This window comes from Ruegeria sp. R13_0, from assembly GCF_017743995.1.
Lineage (GTDB): Bacteria > Pseudomonadota > Alphaproteobacteria > Rhodobacterales > Rhodobacteraceae > Ruegeria.
Window position 1 is genome coordinate 1 of sequence record NZ_JAGHRB010000032.1, and the last position, 15,875, is coordinate 15,875.

Here is a 15,875-nt window from a genome sequence, read left to right on the forward strand (position 1 = left end):
AACGTCCTTGGCCAAATCCAGGCCCACAGTCTTTACTGTCATTGGGTGGCTCCTTTCCTAGCAGTCGATGACAACTGCACTTTGGCACGTTCGATGCCGGTGGAGCAGGAGCCATCCACCTCATCCGGAATGGGCCGTCCTTGAAGATGGCGCAATCGCACAGTTAAGCGGATGCTGCGTTGCATCCGATGACCGCGAAGAGCCCAAACTGACCGATGCTGCGCGATGCCCCAATTACAGCAATGCGCAGAAAGCGGACTTTGCATATTTTATGAGAGCCGCACGAAATTACCTTTCACGAAGTGACGAACACGCCGCCACACAATCAGGCAAACTTATAGTTCGTAGTGTTCCAATAGAATCTCTGTGCGGAACCCGGAATTGCTTTAAGGTTGCGTAAACATCGTTGCTTCCTCACTTTGAGACAAAGTTATCCATAGCAAGATTGAAAGAGAATTAAATGAAACGCCTGTTTCCATCTCTGCCGGAGAACGCGACACTCGGAAGTGTCTATAAAGCCTTTCCAGACAAACTTTCTCCACTCTGCGCGTACGAAAGCCTTGTGATGAGGGGCGAGAGCGATCTCTCGGTTGCTGAACGTGAACTAATCGCAGCTTATGTCTCCGGCTTGAATGCTTGTGCGTATTGCCATGGGGCGCACATCGTTTTTGCCAAAGCCTACGGAATTGAAGTCGAGACAATCGAGGCACTGATGGAAAACCGCGATACGGCTCCCGTCGAGGATCGTCTCAAACCGTTGCTGGCATACATCGAAAAGCTTACTATCTCGCCATCACGAATGACGGAGGCCGACGCAAAAGCAGTCTACGCGGCAGGCTGGTCGGAGAGTGCGTTGTTCGATGCCATCCAAGTTTGCGGTGTCTTCAATCTCGTGAACCGCTTCATAGAGGGAACAGGTGTTCAAAGCCCTGGCACCGATCCAAGAGAAGCGGACGAAGCCACTTTAAACCGATACCGCAGTGACAGCTTCTATACCGATTTCGGACGAGAGAACGGCCTCGACATCCCTTGATTTGATTTTGCTCGAACTTTCGAACGACGACAAAAAGCTGGTCCGATATCGCGGCAGAAGCGGCCTTGTCTCCCGAGGTTAACCAATTCGTCGATACCAGTCGGCACGTTCAGTTATTTTGGTGGATCCATGCTCAAGTCTCAACGATCCATCCTGCTTTTCGTAGATAACCAAATTTCTGATAAGGTTTGGAGACTTGTGGTCATTGCAAGGGGAGCGAGTTGCTTAAATTTGACGCTGAAACAACGAGATTACTTGAAATCGCCTATCAGGGAGCTGAATTGACGCGGCGAAGACAGGCTTCATTTGATGCGCTGCGCCCTGCTCCGAGTGAGACTATTTTGGACATCGGTTGTGGCAACGGGATGCTAACAGCGGAGTTGGCCCGCGCAGTTGGCTCAGATGGCTATGTCATCGGGATCGACACAAGCGAGGATATGACAGCGGCCGCAAGAGAACGATGCAGCGACTACGCAAATGTGGAGTTTCGTGCTGGTGCCGCAAATTGTTTGCCCATTGAGGATGAGAGTGCTGACAAGGCCGTCTCGGTACAGGTCTTTGAGTACATCGAAGACGTAGACGGTGCGCTGGCTGACACGCTGCGGTGCGTCAAACCCGGCGGGCGGCTCGTCATCAGCGATCTGCACTTTGGCAGCTTGATTTGGTTCAGCGATGAGCCCGGCAGAATGCAAAAGATGCTGACTTCCTGGAACCAGCACTTTGTGAGTGGTTCCGTCCCGGAAAGACTGCCTGCACTGATAAAGGCTCGCGGCGACCATGTGGAAGATGTTTTGTCGTTCACAATGACGGATCACCAGCTAAAGCCAGATGGCCTCGCAATCATGATGATGCACCTCATGAAGCAATACGCTGTCTCAAATGACCATGTTGATCCCACCGTAGCGCAATCGTGGTTTGATGAGCAGCTCAGCCTTGCAAAAGTTGGACGCTTCTTCTTTTCGATGACCCAATTTGTCGTCGTGGCGCGCAAAAAGGGCTGATCGTTCTACAATGTTGCCACTTGACCTCGGCCGTGCTCGTTACCCCGCACCACCTCATCGCCCACACTATGTCAGCGTTTCTTGGTTACCATGCTTGGTCTCCGCTTCGAAAAAAAATCTGACTTTGTCATAGCCAGACCGACGCCTCATAAAAGTGATTAGGAATAGGGCGAATAGCAGAACTATGGATTCAATGGATCAGGATAGATAGTCTTCCGTGCAGGGGAGGACGGGAGTGGAACGTCGCCTTACTACCATCTTGAGTATTGACGTCGTGGGCTACTCGCGGCTGATGGAACGCGACGAGTCAGCGACCTTGGCAGCACTAAAGTCGCACCGGTTGGAACTCATTGACCCCTTTGCAGCGAGTTTTGGTGGCAAGACGATCAAGTTGATGGGTGATGGTGCACTGCTGGAGTTTGAGAGCACCGTAGAGGCAATGAAATTTGCCGTTTCTGTACAAAACGAAATGCTTTCTCGAAATTTGGACGTTCCAGAAAGTGAAAGAATTATTTTTCGGATCGGCATAAATATCGGAGATGTGATTGCCGAGGACGGAGACATATATGGTGATGGCGTCAATGTCGCTGCCCGCCTTGAAGGCTTGGCTGAACCCGGAGGTATTTGCATTCACCGCAGCGTGCGGGATCAGGTGCAGGACAAACTGGATCTGAATTTCGAGGATCTGGGTGAGACCGAAGTCAAGAATATTGAGAGACCAGTCCGAGCCTTCGAAGTCGTACTGGATGACAAGGCCAAGGCTTTGGCTGTATCAGAGCCAGTTGCGCATACGAAACCACACATATCCAAATGGGCGCCAACTCTGGTCGGTGCGTTATGCATCTGCTTGGTGCTGGTTGCGGTAATATTGTGGCGATCCAGAGATGTGGCCCCCCTGACCGACCAAGAGGAGTTGGCGCTTGCCATCCCGGACGAACCTTCCATCGTCGTTTTGCCCTTTGAGAACCGCTCAACAGTTGAAGAGGTCGGCTATCTGGCAGAAGGTTTTGGAACAGCAATAACGACGCAGCTTTCAAAGTTTCCACAGCTATTTGTGATTGCTGGTTCGACTTCGATTACCTTTGCGGACAGCTTGGTCAAACCGCGAGAAATTGGTCGAGAGCTCGGTGTGCGATACGTTCTTTCAGGTAGCGTTCAGAGCGTTGGCGAGAGTATTTCAATTAACTCAACACTTATAGAGACAGAGTCGGGGCACGCATTATGGTCGGAACAATATGACATTGGGATCGAAGAATTGTTTGCTGCTCAGGCCGACCTTATTCGGGAAATCGCATCAACCCTGAAAATAGTAGTAGAGGAAGAAGAAATCGCGTCGCTTAGGAAACGGCCGACCGATGATCTAGAAGCGTATGAGCTTTTTCTGAGGGCTGTCGCCAAAAGCAAGCTGTTGAATACTGCAAGTCGGCAAGAGGCAATTGAACTTCTGGAACGAGCAATAGAGCTCGATCCAGACTATCTTTCTGCACATATTGAACTGAGCGGTCGCTATCTTAGCCTTTGGCGTTTTGGTGGGTCGGACGATCCAGAAACTGCGCTGAACAAAGCCCGCAGGCACGCACAGCGTGCGTTAGAACTGGATCAATCGGACTATCGTGTCCAACATCGCTTAGGACAGCTACACTTGTTTGCAGACCACGATCACCAACTCGCGTACCAAGCGTTTCAGCGGGCAATACGGGAGAACCCCAATGATCCTGAGGTCCTATATGGTATGGGCTTTCTACGGTCGCTTATGGGTGAGCCAGCCGAAGCGATTGACTGGAACAACAAGGCTAAAAAGGTCAATCCGCGTTATCCCGGCTGGTACAATTTTAACGCAGCCCTATCTCATTTCCTAATCAGAGAATACGAACAGGCAATTCTGCTGGCAAAATCCGGTATCTCAACTTATCCAAAGTCGCTTCCTCCGCGCCGAATCTTGGTCGCAACCCTTGCTGATATGGGACGTCTGGAAGATGCTCAAGTTGAAGCAAAGAAATTACTCGAAATCAGGCCGGACTTCCGTGTTTCTACACATAGAAACACACCCTTTATGCATGCAGAGGACCAGGATCGGTATTTCGGTGCGATGATTACTGGCGGGTTGCCTGAGTAGCAAGGTTTTCGAAACCCTGAATACTGGCTGTATGCGCGGTTTACCAAGCGTTCGCCTGCTTTGTCTCACGACCTATTTGAAATAAAGCTCGATTTTGAATGTCTGGTTTGGGCTGCAAGCGGGTGTAAGTCGCTGAAGGGCCAAAGTCAGATTTGTCCCGCAATGTGTGAGCTCACCGCGGATCAGAATTTGCAGTCGCGGCGAATGTCTCCTCTCACGGACCACATTGCAGCATCACCAGCCACAGACCAAAGGCGGGTTTGGGCCGAAGCTTCTAGCTCTAACCTACGGAAAGCGGATGAGAAACACACCACCAATCAACAGGGTTGCACCGATCACACGCTGCGGGTTGATAGCTATTTGTGGATTTCCGAATGCACCAAAATGGTCCAGCACAATCGCCGTCAGGATTTGACCCGCGATCACCAGAAGCGCAGTTGTCCCGATGCCAAGACGCGGTGTCACAACAACGATGGCCAGGATGTAAAGCGTCGCGATGAGCCCTCCGAGCCATACGGTTTTGGGCGCCCGGATGAGTTCCCCGAATTCCGGTAGGGGTTGGCGAAGTGCGGCTATGACGATCCCCAACACGGCGGCACCAACAAGAAAAATGATCAGCCCAGCGGTAAAGGGGCTCTTTGTCACTGCTCCAAGCTGTGCGTTGAACGCAAGTTGAAACGGCACTAATGCACCAGTGGCCAACGCGGCGCCGATCAGTATCGAATTCTGCATGGTTCTCTCCAACAGCTAGGTCCATTGGTTGACGGCGTCGCAACGCCGCCAACGCTGACTGAATTCACGCCACAAGCGGCAGAACAGATTTCATGGCCGCTTCGACCGATTTGGGATCGCTCAGAACGCTCGGCAGCAATTGCTTGGCGTAGGTGCCGGGATAGACATCCTCGACCGCTTGTTCGACGGCGTCGAGCGCCTCTCGTGCGACCTCTTGCGTCGTCGCCTTTGGTTCGGGGTAGTTCTTAGCAAGCTCGGTATCCACCTGCGCGGGCATTGCGCCAACAACCAAAGTCCCTTGACCGGCAAGTTCGGCGCGGATGCCCCTGGTCATGGAGAGTGCCGCGGCTTTTGAGGCCGAGTAGGACCCAGCCATCGGCATGGCGACCAGCGACAGAAAGGAAAGAATGTTGAGGACGGCGCCGCCCCCGTTGGCTTTCAGGACAGGCGCGAAGGCGCGCGTCACGCGAATGGGGCCGAAATAGTTCACCGCCATCTCGGTTTCGGCCGCCTTCAGGTCATCTGTCGAAAGGAAGCCTTGGTCGAAAGTCGTTCCGGCATTGTTGACAAGCAAGGTGACGTCCTGCGCGGCTTTGGCCGCAGCCGACACCTGTGCGTCATCGGTGACGTCCAGCGCGAGCACGACGAGCTTGTCTCTATACACACGGGCCAGGTTGGCCATGCTTTCCGTGTTTCGGGCACCCGCATAGACCTTGGAGGCTCCGCGTTCAAAAAGTGCCGTGACTAGCGAGGTGCCAATGCCGCCATTTGCACCGGTAACGACGGCAATCGAGTTCTTGATGTTCATCTTTTTTCTCCATTTTTGAATGTGAAAGGAACTGCCGCGTTGGGCGGGACAGTCCTGTTTCAGGACGGTGATGGCGCGCGGTCACATGCCCTGCGCTATCTATGCTTCCTGCTGCTGGTGGGCCCGAGCGGCTCTTGGAGCCGCCCGGTGCGGTTGCGTCACGCCACCCGCGTGCGGGCGATGGGGCCAGGGTCCGACTCCACCATGCGGAAGCCAATTCGGATCAAATCCTCATCCCCATCAAACTCGTGATGCGCGACGTGGTGAAGCAAAACGCCGATCTGTTCGAGCTGGCGTGCCGCCGATATGGGCCCCGCGTTCACAGGTCGGAAACCAGCGTCTTCGATCAGGGTGCGCGTCGCCATCTTGGCGTCCGCGTCTCCGCCGACATAGAAGACGCTTTGCCGATCTCCGTGGTTACTCCAGGCAGCGGCTTCCAGAACGGGGGCTGCGATGGTGCTGAACGCCTTTACCACCTGCGCGTTCGGCAGTTTGCCTTGAAGCTGTTCGGCCGTGGAGTTCCCAGCCATGAACTCGGTGTCGTGGTAGTGCATGAAGTCTTCCGTGACGCCGAGGGGGTTCATCGTCTCAATTACGGTTTTGCCGTCCAGGGCGTCGCCGATCTCTGCCAGCACCGCATCAAGGCGCGGCCAGTAGACTGAGAAAAGCACCATATCCCCGAAGGCCGCGGCCTCGCGCAAGGAACCGGTACTCACGGACCCGCCATGACCCGCCGCTTCGATGTCGGCCAGCACCGGGTCGAGTTTGTGGATCTCGCCATCCTTTGACAGCATGATCTCGTGACCGGCATTGGCCCAGGCACGCGCAAGACGCCCGCCAATGTTTCCTGCGTTAATGATCCCGATTTTCATCTCTTTTCTCCTTCTAATTGTGTTCGGGGTTAGGCGGCGCGGCGCGCGTCAGCGACACCGGCCGTGTTCTCATAGAATTGGCCGCCGGTGATCCGCGCGTCGCGCATGTCGAACCGCGCGATGAAGTCACTGACGGCGATCTTCGCCGTCTCGCGGTGCCGGAAGACGAACCGGCCCTCGACAAAGACGCCGTCGCCGGCATCGGTGTATTTCTGTGCATCGAACTCCAGTGCTTCAAACTCGGAGAACAGAAGCGTTGTCAGCTTGATGTAGCCTTCTTTACCCACATGCTCGTACCCCGCCCATGGGATGGAGGCCCGCAAGTCTGCGTTGTCAGCGGTTCCTACGATCCAGCGAAACGCTGGCTGTGCGTAATTGGCGAATGCCGTGTCGAAATCTCCCTCGTATTGAGCGCCCAGAAACCCCTTAACGACTGCGATGTTCTTGGTGTTAGTCATCTCTATCTCCTTGGTTCATGTCTCAGTTGATGAACCAAAGATGCATCGAAATAGTGCATTGAAAAATAGTCCTCGGGGAGACAGATTGTTGTCTATGGATACAACAATTGAAATTTTGGAACTGCGGACGCTTGCCGCCGTGGTGACCTCTGGCACATTCACTGCCGCAGCAGAGGCCCTCGGGACAGACAAGGCCCATGTGAGCCGGATCGTGACGCGTCTTGAGAAAAAGCTCGGCGCGCGACTGCTGGAACGATCAACCCGTCGCCTCAGTGTCACAGAGATTGGTCGCGAGGTCTATGAAAGAGCCACCGGGATTCTTCAGGCGCTCGAAGAGACCGAAAACAGCGTGGCCCAGTCGCAAGGGAAACCGATAGGAACCCTCAAGCTGACGGCCGGACCGGAGTTCGGAGTACTCGTCGTCAACGCGTGGATTGCGAGTTACCTCCGAGAATACCCGGATGTCCGCGTGGAAGCAGAGTTTTCCAACCGAGTCGCCGACATTATTCACGAAGGCATTGATGTCGCTATTCGGGTTGGACGTCTTTCCGATTCAGAGCTTTCAGCGCGAAAGCTGGGAGAGGTCGCGTACCATTTCTACGCCAGTCCCAGCTACTTGCGGGAAAGAGGTCCAATAGCGCATCTGGAAGAGTTGGAAGACCACGATAGCGTGGTCTTCACGCCCCGCGGAGCGCCGCACTGGACGGTTTTTCGTGATCGGGAAAAAAAGACTGTTTCTCCAAAGCCAAAGTACCAAGTTAACAACAATCAAGCCGCCCTCGGAATGACGGTCGAAGGAATGGGCGTTTGCCTTCTTCCGTCGTTCATGGCTGCCGCAGCAGTCCGCAACCGCACTTTGGACATCGTGCTGCCTGAATGGCGTCCGACCCCCGTTCCAGTACACGCTGTATTCCCTTCAACCCGATACCTCGCACCAAAAGTGCGCGCCTTCGTTGATCTCGCCAAGGCGCAGTTTCGCGTCGAGTGATCGGTAGTGCGGGAGCGGCGCCTTGTAGCACCCGTCGCTCTGGATCAGAGCCTGTTCAATGAGGCGGCAGCACAGTTGTTGAAGGATCATCTGAATGTCGAGATCGACTGGCGGTTGCTCGACGAGGCCATCCGCTTTGCTGGGGAAGCACGCGATTGTTGGCTTTAGATCGCTTCTGTCCCTGATGACACACTCGTCCTTCTTGAATTTGCGTGATTAGAACGCCTTGCCGTCGGAACACCAGACTGCGTGGCGCGGCAGGACGGATCGCTACGGTGGATCCTGTTTTAGCACCATTAGGCCTGCACTGTTGAAGAGATTGTAAAGCCAGATTGAACAGACCCGTGCACGCGAGCGTTCGCCCGCGTGCATGATTGCCCCCATCCTTTTGCTTGGTTTTTCATTTCAATCCACGAAGGGTGCGGTGGAATGACAGCAGGTCCTCTACATAGATCTCGGGTGTTTCGACCATTGGGAAGTGACCTCCGCGCTCGGGGTTTGTGTAGTGGATAAGGTTGCTCCGCGAACGTTCCACATACTCTTTGGGTGGCAAGGGGAAGGTCGGGTCGGGCCAGGCCGTGACGCCGGTGGGTGTGGCGACCATTTCGCCTTCTGCCAAGACCGTGACGTTCTCGTGGGCCAGCATCAGGTAGGGCCACAACGACGTTCTGAAGCTGTCGGTGACGATGTAGTACATGACCTCATCAATCAGCCGCGTCGGTTCATAGACATCGTCGATTGAGGCATAGCTTTGATCCGTCCAATAGAACCACTTGTCCCAAATCCAGGCGGCTTGACCCACCGGGTTTTCGTGCAGCGCTGCTGCAAGCGTCTCACCGCGTGCAATGTGGGTCAGGATGTAAGCTAGATCAGTGAAGGCCGACGCGGCCTCGCGTTCGACAAAGGCCTGTTCTGCGGCTGTCGGGTTTTCGCCGACCGAGCCGGAGAGCCAGGGGGATTCCGCGTGCCGGGGGTAGAACATATGCACGTGATTTGCTGCGACTGCCTCGGGGTAGTCGATGCCCATAAAGGTGGCGGTAATGGCGCCTTGGTCCCCGCCGTGGGTCACGTAGCTGTCGTATCCAAGGACCTCTGTCATCAGCGTGTGAAAGCGCGCGCCGGTGGCCCGCAAGCCCTCGGGCACGTCGGGCGCTTCGGACCAGCCCACACCCGGGATTGAAGCGACGACCACATCATAACCATCCTCAGCATCACCGCCGAAGCGTTGGGGATGCGCCAGCTGCTCTATGACATCGACGAACGAGTAGGGCGAATAGGGCCATCCGTGCAGGATCAGGATGGGTGTCGGGTTGGACCCGCTGCCAGGTTCGTGAATGAAGTGCAGGTCATTGCCATCAATCTCGGCGCGGAAGTTCTGAAACGCGTTCAGGCGGTCTTCGGCGTTGCGCCAGTCGTAATCATTGGCCCAGACCTGTCCCATCTCAGCCATCCAGGACTGCGACATGCCCTGATCCCAGGGCGCCATTGTGGCGTCGGCGGAGAGCTCCGGTAGGAACTGGTGATCGCGAACCTTGGCCATAATGCGGTCAAGACGATCCTGAGGAACCTCGATCGTGAAGGGCTCCGCAGTGCCGCCTGCGAGGCGCGGGGCGTCTGCTGCGAGGCTTGCGAAGGGAAGGGCGATGCTTGCTGCGACAGCAACGGCTGTGGCAGTCAGGAAAGAGCGTTTGGTGTACATGGCTTTGCCTTTCGATTGCTGATGAAAGGAAGGTAAAGCAGGTAGTATAGTGGAAAAATCGGACCTAGAGACTGCCAGAATTTACTTTTTGTCACCAATCTAGGGCCGATGGTCATCCGTGTGGGTTTATGAGGTCCGCAGGACTGAACAAAGAACCGCCGCAGGTCCAAATCTGCGGTGGTTCATGTTTTGGTGTGTGGATGCGCAGCGGGGCGAGCGCCACAAATGCAGCGGTCATGCCATGAATGCGTCTTTATGATCGGTGGCAAAGTCCCGAAAAGATCGCGGGGTACGGCCCAGAAGGCGTTGGGAATCCTCGGTGACCTGCGCATATTGACCCGTCGCAAAAAGCGCTTGGATTTCCGCCAAGCTGTGTGCTGACCATTCTGGCATGCCCTGATCGCGCATTTCATGTTCAGCAGCCTCTTGCGTGATCGGAACATACTCCACCGGTGCGCCGCGGACGTCTGCGATGATGCGGGCGACATCGTGAAAGCTCAGGCTTTCCGGACCGGTCAGATCGTAGGTTTTTCCGATGTGCCCGTCCGTGGTCAGAATGGTCGACGAGATATCGGCAATGTCGCGGACATCAATGGTGCTTTGCGCAGCGTCGCCAAGGGGCAGATAGAATTTGCCGGTCGTCGCAATCCCACCGGCCTGCCACAGCATGTTCTGGTGAAACGAGTTTGGCCTAAGGATCGTATAGGGCAGCCTGCTGGCGCGAAGATCTGCGTCACTTGTCGCGTGCTGGCGGATCACTTCGGAAGGGGAGTCTACTTCCGCGCCCATGCCTGAAAACTTCACTACATGGGAAACGCCTGCGTCACGCGCCGCATCATAGAAATTGCGAAAAAGCGCAACCGTGTTCGGCTGTACCGCTGTCACGACATAGGCTTTGTCGATGCCATCAAACGCAGCACTGAGGCTATCGGGCGCGCTTAGATCGCCTTGCATCAGTTCGATGCTGCCCGGTAGCGTAGCGCGCGCGCTGTCGATGTTTCGCACAAGCGCGCGTACGGGGACGTCTCTTGAGAGAAGCGTGTCGATGAGCGCGCGACCATTGGTACCGGTTGCACCAGATACGAGGATTTTTGAGTTGGACATTTTGCTTCTCCGGTAGAATCTGGCGGCGCTTGGCAGACCTAAGCGCTCCTGTGGCTCAGACTGTCATGTCGCCAGTGCTTTCGAGGGTTTCTTGCCTTAAGCAGCGCTATCCTGTCGATACGTGGCCACACGTTGCCGAACCTCATCCGGTGTCAGGACAACGTTCCAAACCGGGCTGCTGGGGTCTAGCGCCGCCGAGTCCGCAAGACCGCCGATATCCACAGGTACCAGACCTGCTTCGCGGATCAGCTGCTTCATCGTCGTTTTGTCGACATCCAGGTTCACGGCAAAAGGCATAGCAACCTGAGGATCGGCTACATTTGACTTGGTTTCGACATAGCCCGACCACAAAGAGGTGAAAGCTTTGCCGATGCGCGCGTTGGGCAGTTTTTCTGCCATGACCAGCCCGGCGATTTCACCGTCAGGTATCAGGGCTTCAAGTTTGCCGTTTGCGTCATACCCAAGCGGGTTTGTAGCGTCGATCACCAGCTTGCCAATGACGTGCGGCGTAATGGCTTCGATGGCATTTTCCACAGTTGGGTAGTTCACGGCAAGCAGAACGACGTCGCCAAAGGCTGCAGCGTCTTCAGGCGTGCCGAAAAACGCTCGATCGCCCAGAGCCTCAACAAATGCGCGGTGTTTGTTTGGATCGCGCGCGCTCAGAAAAACGGCGTGACCCGCTTGGTGCCAGAGTTTTGCATAAAGGCGGCCGATGTCGCCTGCTCCGATAATCCCGATGTTCATGTCATGTCTCCTTCAAAATGTACTCAACTGTTCCGCTCGTCATGGATTTGGGTTTTGACCACAGCGGAAATTCCATTGCCCAGTCGTGAGAGAAAGAGGGTGGCGGTTAGAGCGTTGCCATCGGTGCCCGTGATTGCAAAACTGGTTGTCTCACCATCCTTAAGTTGGCTCTCGATCCGCATAGGTTGGCCAACTCCATCAGGCCCTTGCAGGATAGTAATCGTCACTACCGACGCGGCTTCGTCGACACTGTAGTAGGCTGTCGCGTAACGATCCGCGAAGAACATGGTTTTCTCGTACTGTGCGACGCTGGCACTTTCCTCTGCGAAACCTGCTGTTCCCGTAAGGATTCCAAGAATTGTTAAGGCGTGAAGTTGTGTTTTCATGGTTAGGTTCCTTTCATTTCGTCTGCAATTGATGATAGAGACGAAATCATTTGGGAAAAATTGGACTGGAACAGACACAGTATGCACTTTTTGTCATGAATGAGCTTCCTCCTATGTCCTCGATTGCCGCCTTCGTGCAGGTGGCGGAACACGGTGCCTTTAACGAAGCTGCACGGGCGATGGATTTGTCGCCGTCAGCAACTTCCAAGGCTGTAACGCGGCTTGAGGATCACCTTGGTGTCAAACTGCTTAACCGGACAACCCGCAGTGTAAGCCTGACGCCGGAAGGCGAGCGCTATCTTGATGGCGCGAAGAAGGCGCTGGCGGATTTGTCTGTTGTGGGCTCCGAGGTGACAGACACAAACGCGGCCCCAAAGGGGCGGTTGAAGGTTTCTGCCGCCTCGCCCATGGCACGTCTGTGGTTGGCCGATGTGATCGCCAAGTTCAGTGCCAAATGGCCCGAGGTCCAGATTGACATCACCCTTGCGGACCATCTGACCGACCTTGCTGCAGAGGGCATCGATTTGGCCATTCGTTCGGGCGGTTTGGCAGAAAGCGAGCACCTGATAGCGCGTAAGCTCTATGATGAAGACATGCTTGTGTGCGCCACGCCCGCCTATTGGAACAAGGCTGGCCGTCCTGATCACCCCAGTGACCTGGCGCGGCACAGCGGTTTAAGGTTTCGGGCACCGCAAACCGGGCGTCTGTTCCCCTGGACGATGAATTTCGATGGTGGACTTCAAAGGATTGAGCTGCCCGCGGACTTCGTTGCGGATGAGGGGGAGATGATCTTGAATCTCGCGCTTCGAGATGCGGGTGTCGCGCAGTTTCCAGGGTATATGGTTCGCAGGCATCTAGCGACAGGAGCGCTGGAAGAAGTCCTCGCGCAGCATCGCCCGCCCGCCACGCCGATTTCAGCCATGTATCTCGACCGCCGCCTTTTGTCTCCGCGCATCCGCACCTTTGTCGATTTCCTTAAGGCGCATGTCCCAATCAGTGATAACTAGATAACAATTGGCCGCTCTTCGGTTCGTTGCTCTCAGACCAGGAAAGATAGATAAGTCATCGAAACCATTCGGTCCTTGGGTTCAGGTGGCAGAACATCGTATGCAGACTTTTGTCAGCCCGTGGCGATGAGGTGGTTTGGCCTCAACGCACACTACCGAAATACAGTGTGAATTCCGGTTCACCGAGACTGTGACAGCCATCAAAATCGGTGAAGTTGCTTTGCGACCCGATAGGTGTTGGAATAGGCCTTGACGGAAGCCTCAATGGGATCGGCGTAGCCACCGCCGATTGCCATTGAGACCAGGATGCCGCGGCCTTTGCAGGCGTGAAGCACCGCCTGATCGCGCTGGATGAGGCCATCATGGGTTAGCGCAAGCCGCCCTAGCTTGTCTTCTGCCAGCGGATCAACACCTGCCTGGTATAGAATGAGGTCGGGACGAAATTCGAACACAGCCGGCAAGTGATCGGTTAGGGCGCGAAGGTAATCCTCGTCGCCGGTGCCGTCCGGCAGTGCGACATCGAGATCCGCAGGAAACTTGCGGAACGGAAAGTTCTTTGCGCCGTGCATCGAAAAGACGAAAACCGATGGATTTTCGGCAAAGACTGCAGCGCTGCCGTCGCCCTGATGGACATCAAGATCGACGATTGCAACCCTTTCAACCTTACCAACCGCAAGCAAGTGGAGCGCCGCGACGGCTTGATCGTTGTAAACGCAATAACCGGATCCAAACGTTGGATGAGCATGATGCGTTCCGCCGGCAAGTTGCCCCGAGATACCATACTCCTGTGCTGTCTCAGCAGCAGCAATTGCGCCACCGACCGTGGCGCGAACCCGCCTCACAAGTTCCGGGCTCCACGGGAAGCCAATCCGTTTCATGGCCTTTTCTTCCAGTTCACCGCTTTCAAACTGTGAGACAAATCCGGCGTCGTGCGCGCGCAGTATTTCTTCTTCGCTGGCTGGTAGAGACTCCGCTAGCTGCGCCTCCTGAATAATAATGTCTTTCAGCAGAAGCTTGCGGAGCAAGTTGTACTTGCCCTTCGGAAACCGGTGTTCGGAAGGCAGGGTTAGCGAGGAACTGTGAGGTGCGTAAAATCTCATGATTTGGATGAAGAGGGACCGATGTTTCGCAATCTTTGAACGGAGGCTGACAAATATTAAGTCTTTGAAGTTTGCGATGTACGAGCATCTGGTCGGCAGCGTCTTCATGCTGCGCTACGGCAACGATCAGGGCGCGTGTCGTCTTGGGTGAAACAGCAGAGCTCAGACTCTGGCGGTTGGCCCAACGCCTTGCATGAGCATGCCCACCATAGTCGGCAAAAATGACTTCTCCCGGATCGGGTGTTTCACTCTGCCCGGAGAACGCTAGGTAAGTCTCGTCGCCGTCGGCGGGTCGAACACACAGATCACCTGAAATACGATCCATGTCAAAAACGGCGACCGGAACGGCGAAGGCAACGGAAACTGCATTGCAAAGATCGATCAGCGGATGCAGCTTTGGTAGGTCTCCGCTTTTTCTTAGTCGGCGAAGCAATGCTTCGGCAGCGCATCGATACTGTGTCGGTTTCAGACCCATCTTTGCATAGGCGCGACGCCAGGCTTGGATTTCAACGAACGCACCCTCGCTTTCGAATTCTAAGCGTTTGAGCGCCATTGCGATGAACTGCGCAACCGAAGCTGAGCTGTCGAAGACAGGCCGCACGCCCGAGAGTTCGATGACACAGGTAGAGAGGGCCGGGAAATTCGTTTGAATGGAGGGCGAGTATTCGAAGCGCATGGATCACCTTGTCTTTTTTTCAAACTAGGAGATCCGATTGATGTCGGATTGAACGATATTGCAGCTTAGGACGTGGCTCCGCGGGCAAAGCTGCCGGGCGTCACACCATACTGACGGGAGAATTTGCGGGTTAGATGGCTTTGGTCCGAAAAGCCGCACGCAACCGCTGTTTCGGCCAATGGGACTCCGAGTAAAATCATGTCTCTGGCTCGTTTTAGCCGATGCTGCGTAAGGAACGCGTAAGGGGTTGTTCCGACTTCGTGAGAAAATCTTCGCAGGATCTGAAACCGACTGGTCCCGGTTGCGTTAGCCAAGCCTGCTAACGACAGGGGGATTTCCCAGCTTTGACAGATCATATCAATTGCGATCTGAACCTCGCGCGAGCGGCTCTGGACGACCGATGGGTTGTTCGTTTGGTTCCGGTCAAGTTGCTGGGCAAGCGCCAACATCAACACTTGCTCAACTTCGTTGCTGTCATTGCCTTCAGACTGCAACACTGAGAAAGCCTTTTTTGTAAGCAAAAAGGCGCCTTTTGAGCGATTAACTGGAAGTGTGAATTCAGCCTTGTTGGGATGGACATCATTCAACTGGGACAGCGCTTCTTCCGTCAGAAAAATCATATGCCATTGGCGTGGCTCACCCTGGCGGCCCAGTCCGTCATGTATCTCGTCAGGGTTGACGGTAATTGTGTCACCGGCCTGAGCCTCCACCATCCCGCGCTGGCTCCAACTTCTCTGACCGCCTTTCGAGATGTACCCGAAACCGAACTCATCATGAGAGTGGCGCGGAAACGAGAGATCGGAAAAAATGGATACCGTTTCAACGCCGGGAAGGATCGTCTGGTTGCGGCAGGATTTGTGCATGCCGCCAGTATAACAGGTCTGTGTAAGGCATTTCCACTCTTACTCTTTTGTGTTCTTGCAGCAGTTTTTGTTTTCCATGAAACAGAGTCTTGGTCGCTTTCACAACGAATGCCCGCTCTACGTACTGCGATCGCGGCATTTGTCTCCTGCAACAAAGGTCGTGTGTGGATGGCTCCTGCATTACAAGAGATTTCTGTGATTGCGATGGTCTGTCAGTACAGTCGTGTGTCCGGCCTGTTTGTGTGGCGGTTGCCACTGGCCCTGATGAGTTCCGCGAGCAAGGTTCCT

The 15,875-nt window shown here is 55.0% G+C and carries 17 protein-coding genes; 6 read left to right on the forward strand and 11 right to left on the reverse strand.

Annotated features, from left to right (window positions below; all coding sequences use genetic code 11):
- Positions 1 to 460: 460 nt before the first annotated feature.
- The 3 genes from J7394_RS22240 to J7394_RS22250 all read left to right on the forward strand — a co-directional run bounded on the left by J7394_RS22240 (position 461) and on the right by J7394_RS22250 (position 4,150).
- Positions 461 to 1,033 (forward strand): carboxymuconolactone decarboxylase family protein, encoded by a 573-nt coding sequence (locus tag J7394_RS22240; protein ID WP_209256150.1) that lies wholly within the window; start codon positions 461 to 463, stop codon positions 1,031 to 1,033.
- A gap of 221 nt (positions 1,034 to 1,254) precedes the next feature.
- Complete coding sequence (locus J7394_RS22245; protein ID WP_209256151.1) at positions 1,255 to 2,034, forward strand: methyltransferase domain-containing protein; 780 nt, start codon at positions 1,255 to 1,257, stop codon at positions 2,032 to 2,034.
- 235 nt (positions 2,035 to 2,269) lie between these two features.
- Positions 2,270 to 4,150: a tetratricopeptide repeat protein gene (locus J7394_RS22250; protein ID WP_209256152.1), complete on the forward strand. Its 1,881-nt coding sequence runs from the start codon at positions 2,270 to 2,272 to the stop codon at positions 4,148 to 4,150.
- A 285-nt stretch (positions 4,151 to 4,435) separates the two neighbouring features.
- On the opposite strand, the gene J7394_RS22255 is transcribed toward J7394_RS22250, so the two are convergent.
- The 4 genes from J7394_RS22255 to J7394_RS22270 form a co-directional block, all read right to left on the reverse strand.
- Positions 4,436 to 4,882 carry a DMT family transporter gene (locus tag J7394_RS22255; protein WP_209256153.1) on the reverse strand — a complete coding sequence of 149 codons (447 nt, stop codon included), beginning with the start codon at positions 4,880 to 4,882 and terminating at the stop codon, positions 4,436 to 4,438.
- A gap of 64 nt (positions 4,883 to 4,946) precedes the next feature.
- Positions 4,947 to 5,690 (reverse strand): SDR family oxidoreductase, encoded by a 744-nt coding sequence (locus J7394_RS22260; protein WP_209256154.1) that lies wholly within the window; start codon positions 5,688 to 5,690, stop codon positions 4,947 to 4,949.
- A 158-nt stretch (positions 5,691 to 5,848) separates the two neighbouring features.
- Positions 5,849 to 6,562 (reverse strand): NADPH-dependent F420 reductase, encoded by a 714-nt coding sequence (locus J7394_RS22265; protein WP_209256155.1) that lies wholly within the window; start codon positions 6,560 to 6,562, stop codon positions 5,849 to 5,851.
- 29 nt (positions 6,563 to 6,591) lie between these two features.
- Positions 6,592 to 7,020 (reverse strand): nuclear transport factor 2 family protein, encoded by a 429-nt coding sequence (locus tag J7394_RS22270; protein ID WP_209256156.1) that lies wholly within the window; start codon positions 7,018 to 7,020, stop codon positions 6,592 to 6,594.
- A 94-nt stretch (positions 7,021 to 7,114) separates the two neighbouring features.
- Here J7394_RS22270 and J7394_RS22275 point away from each other — a divergent pair, with 94 nt between their 5' ends.
- Both J7394_RS22275 and J7394_RS22280 read left to right on the forward strand, forming a co-directional pair.
- The gene (locus J7394_RS22275; RefSeq protein ID WP_247748374.1) at positions 7,115 to 8,008 is read left to right on the forward strand and encodes a LysR family transcriptional regulator; all 894 of its coding nucleotides are present in this window, start codon (positions 7,115 to 7,117) and stop codon (positions 8,006 to 8,008) included.
- 6 nt (positions 8,009 to 8,014) lie between these two features.
- On the forward strand, positions 8,015 to 8,176 hold the full coding sequence (locus J7394_RS22280) for a hypothetical protein (RefSeq protein ID WP_209256158.1): 162 nt from the start codon (positions 8,015 to 8,017) through the stop codon (positions 8,174 to 8,176).
- Positions 8,177 to 8,408: 232 nt separating this feature from the next.
- On the opposite strand, the gene J7394_RS22285 is transcribed toward J7394_RS22280, so the two are convergent.
- The 4 genes from J7394_RS22285 to J7394_RS22300 all read right to left on the reverse strand — a co-directional run bounded on the left by J7394_RS22285 (position 8,409) and on the right by J7394_RS22300 (position 11,941).
- A complete protein-coding gene (locus J7394_RS22285; protein ID WP_209256159.1) occupies positions 8,409 to 9,707 on the reverse strand; it encodes an epoxide hydrolase family protein in 1,299 nt (432 codons plus the stop codon).
- A 234-nt stretch (positions 9,708 to 9,941) separates the two neighbouring features.
- Complete coding sequence (locus tag J7394_RS22290) at positions 9,942 to 10,811, reverse strand: SDR family oxidoreductase (protein ID WP_209256160.1); 870 nt, start codon at positions 10,809 to 10,811, stop codon at positions 9,942 to 9,944.
- A 96-nt stretch (positions 10,812 to 10,907) separates the two neighbouring features.
- The gene (locus J7394_RS22295) at positions 10,908 to 11,555 is read right to left on the reverse strand and encodes an NADPH-dependent F420 reductase (RefSeq protein ID WP_209256161.1); all 648 of its coding nucleotides are present in this window, start codon (positions 11,553 to 11,555) and stop codon (positions 10,908 to 10,910) included.
- 23 nt (positions 11,556 to 11,578) lie between these two features.
- On the reverse strand, positions 11,579 to 11,941 hold the full coding sequence (locus J7394_RS22300) for a hypothetical protein (protein WP_209256162.1): 363 nt from the start codon (positions 11,939 to 11,941) through the stop codon (positions 11,579 to 11,581).
- A gap of 113 nt (positions 11,942 to 12,054) precedes the next feature.
- Here J7394_RS22300 and J7394_RS22305 point away from each other — a divergent pair, with 113 nt between their 5' ends.
- Positions 12,055 to 12,948 carry a LysR family transcriptional regulator gene (locus tag J7394_RS22305; RefSeq protein WP_209256163.1) on the forward strand — a complete coding sequence of 298 codons (894 nt, stop codon included), beginning with the start codon at positions 12,055 to 12,057 and terminating at the stop codon, positions 12,946 to 12,948.
- 200 nt (positions 12,949 to 13,148) lie between these two features.
- Here J7394_RS22305 and J7394_RS22310 read toward each other — a convergent pair whose 3' ends face one another.
- From J7394_RS22310 to J7394_RS22315, 3 genes are all read right to left on the reverse strand, one after another.
- Positions 13,149 to 13,958 carry a histone deacetylase gene (locus tag J7394_RS22310; protein ID WP_247748375.1) on the reverse strand — a complete coding sequence of 270 codons (810 nt, stop codon included), beginning with the start codon at positions 13,956 to 13,958 and terminating at the stop codon, positions 13,149 to 13,151.
- The gene (locus tag J7394_RS22985) at positions 13,852 to 14,601 is read right to left on the reverse strand and encodes a B3/4 domain-containing protein (RefSeq protein ID WP_247748372.1); all 750 of its coding nucleotides are present in this window, start codon (positions 14,599 to 14,601) and stop codon (positions 13,852 to 13,854) included. Before J7394_RS22985 ends, J7394_RS22310 begins: the two co-directional genes overlap by 107 nt.
- A gap of 188 nt (positions 14,602 to 14,789) precedes the next feature.
- The gene (locus J7394_RS22315; RefSeq protein ID WP_209256165.1) at positions 14,790 to 15,587 is read right to left on the reverse strand and encodes an AraC family transcriptional regulator; all 798 of its coding nucleotides are present in this window, start codon (positions 15,585 to 15,587) and stop codon (positions 14,790 to 14,792) included.
- Positions 15,588 to 15,875: the final 288 nt, after the last annotated feature.

Coding starts and splice junctions, on each gene's coding strand:
- J7394_RS22305 (WP_209256163.1), top strand. CDS start 12,055: ATGTCCTCGATTGCCGCCTTCGTGCAGGTGGCGGAACACGGTGCCTTT.
- J7394_RS22285 (WP_209256159.1), bottom strand. CDS start 9,707: ATGTACACCAAACGCTCTTTCCTGACTGCCACAGCCGTTGCTGTCGCA.
- J7394_RS22300 (WP_209256162.1), bottom strand. CDS start 11,941: ATGAAAACACAACTTCACGCCTTAACAATTCTTGGAATCCTTACGGGA.
- J7394_RS22260 (WP_209256154.1), bottom strand. CDS start 5,690: ATGAACATCAAGAACTCGATTGCCGTCGTTACCGGTGCAAATGGCGGC.
- J7394_RS22295 (WP_209256161.1), bottom strand. CDS start 11,555: ATGAACATCGGGATTATCGGAGCAGGCGACATCGGCCGCCTTTATGCA.
- J7394_RS22270 (WP_209256156.1), bottom strand. CDS start 7,020: ATGACTAACACCAAGAACATCGCAGTCGTTAAGGGGTTTCTGGGCGCT.
- J7394_RS22255 (WP_209256153.1), bottom strand. CDS start 4,882: ATGCAGAATTCGATACTGATCGGCGCCGCGTTGGCCACTGGTGCATTA.
- J7394_RS22265 (WP_209256155.1), bottom strand. CDS start 6,562: ATGAAAATCGGGATCATTAACGCAGGAAACATTGGCGGGCGTCTTGCG.
- J7394_RS22985 (WP_247748372.1), bottom strand. CDS start 14,601: ATGGCGCTCAAACGCTTAGAATTCGAAAGCGAGGGTGCGTTCGTTGAA.
- J7394_RS22315 (WP_209256165.1), bottom strand. CDS start 15,587: ATGCACAAATCCTGCCGCAACCAGACGATCCTTCCCGGCGTTGAAACG.
- J7394_RS22240 (WP_209256150.1), top strand. CDS start 461: ATGAAACGCCTGTTTCCATCTCTGCCGGAGAACGCGACACTCGGAAGT.
- J7394_RS22275 (WP_247748374.1), top strand. CDS start 7,115: ATGGATACAACAATTGAAATTTTGGAACTGCGGACGCTTGCCGCCGTG.
- J7394_RS22290 (WP_209256160.1), bottom strand. CDS start 10,811: ATGTCCAACTCAAAAATCCTCGTATCTGGTGCAACCGGTACCAATGGT.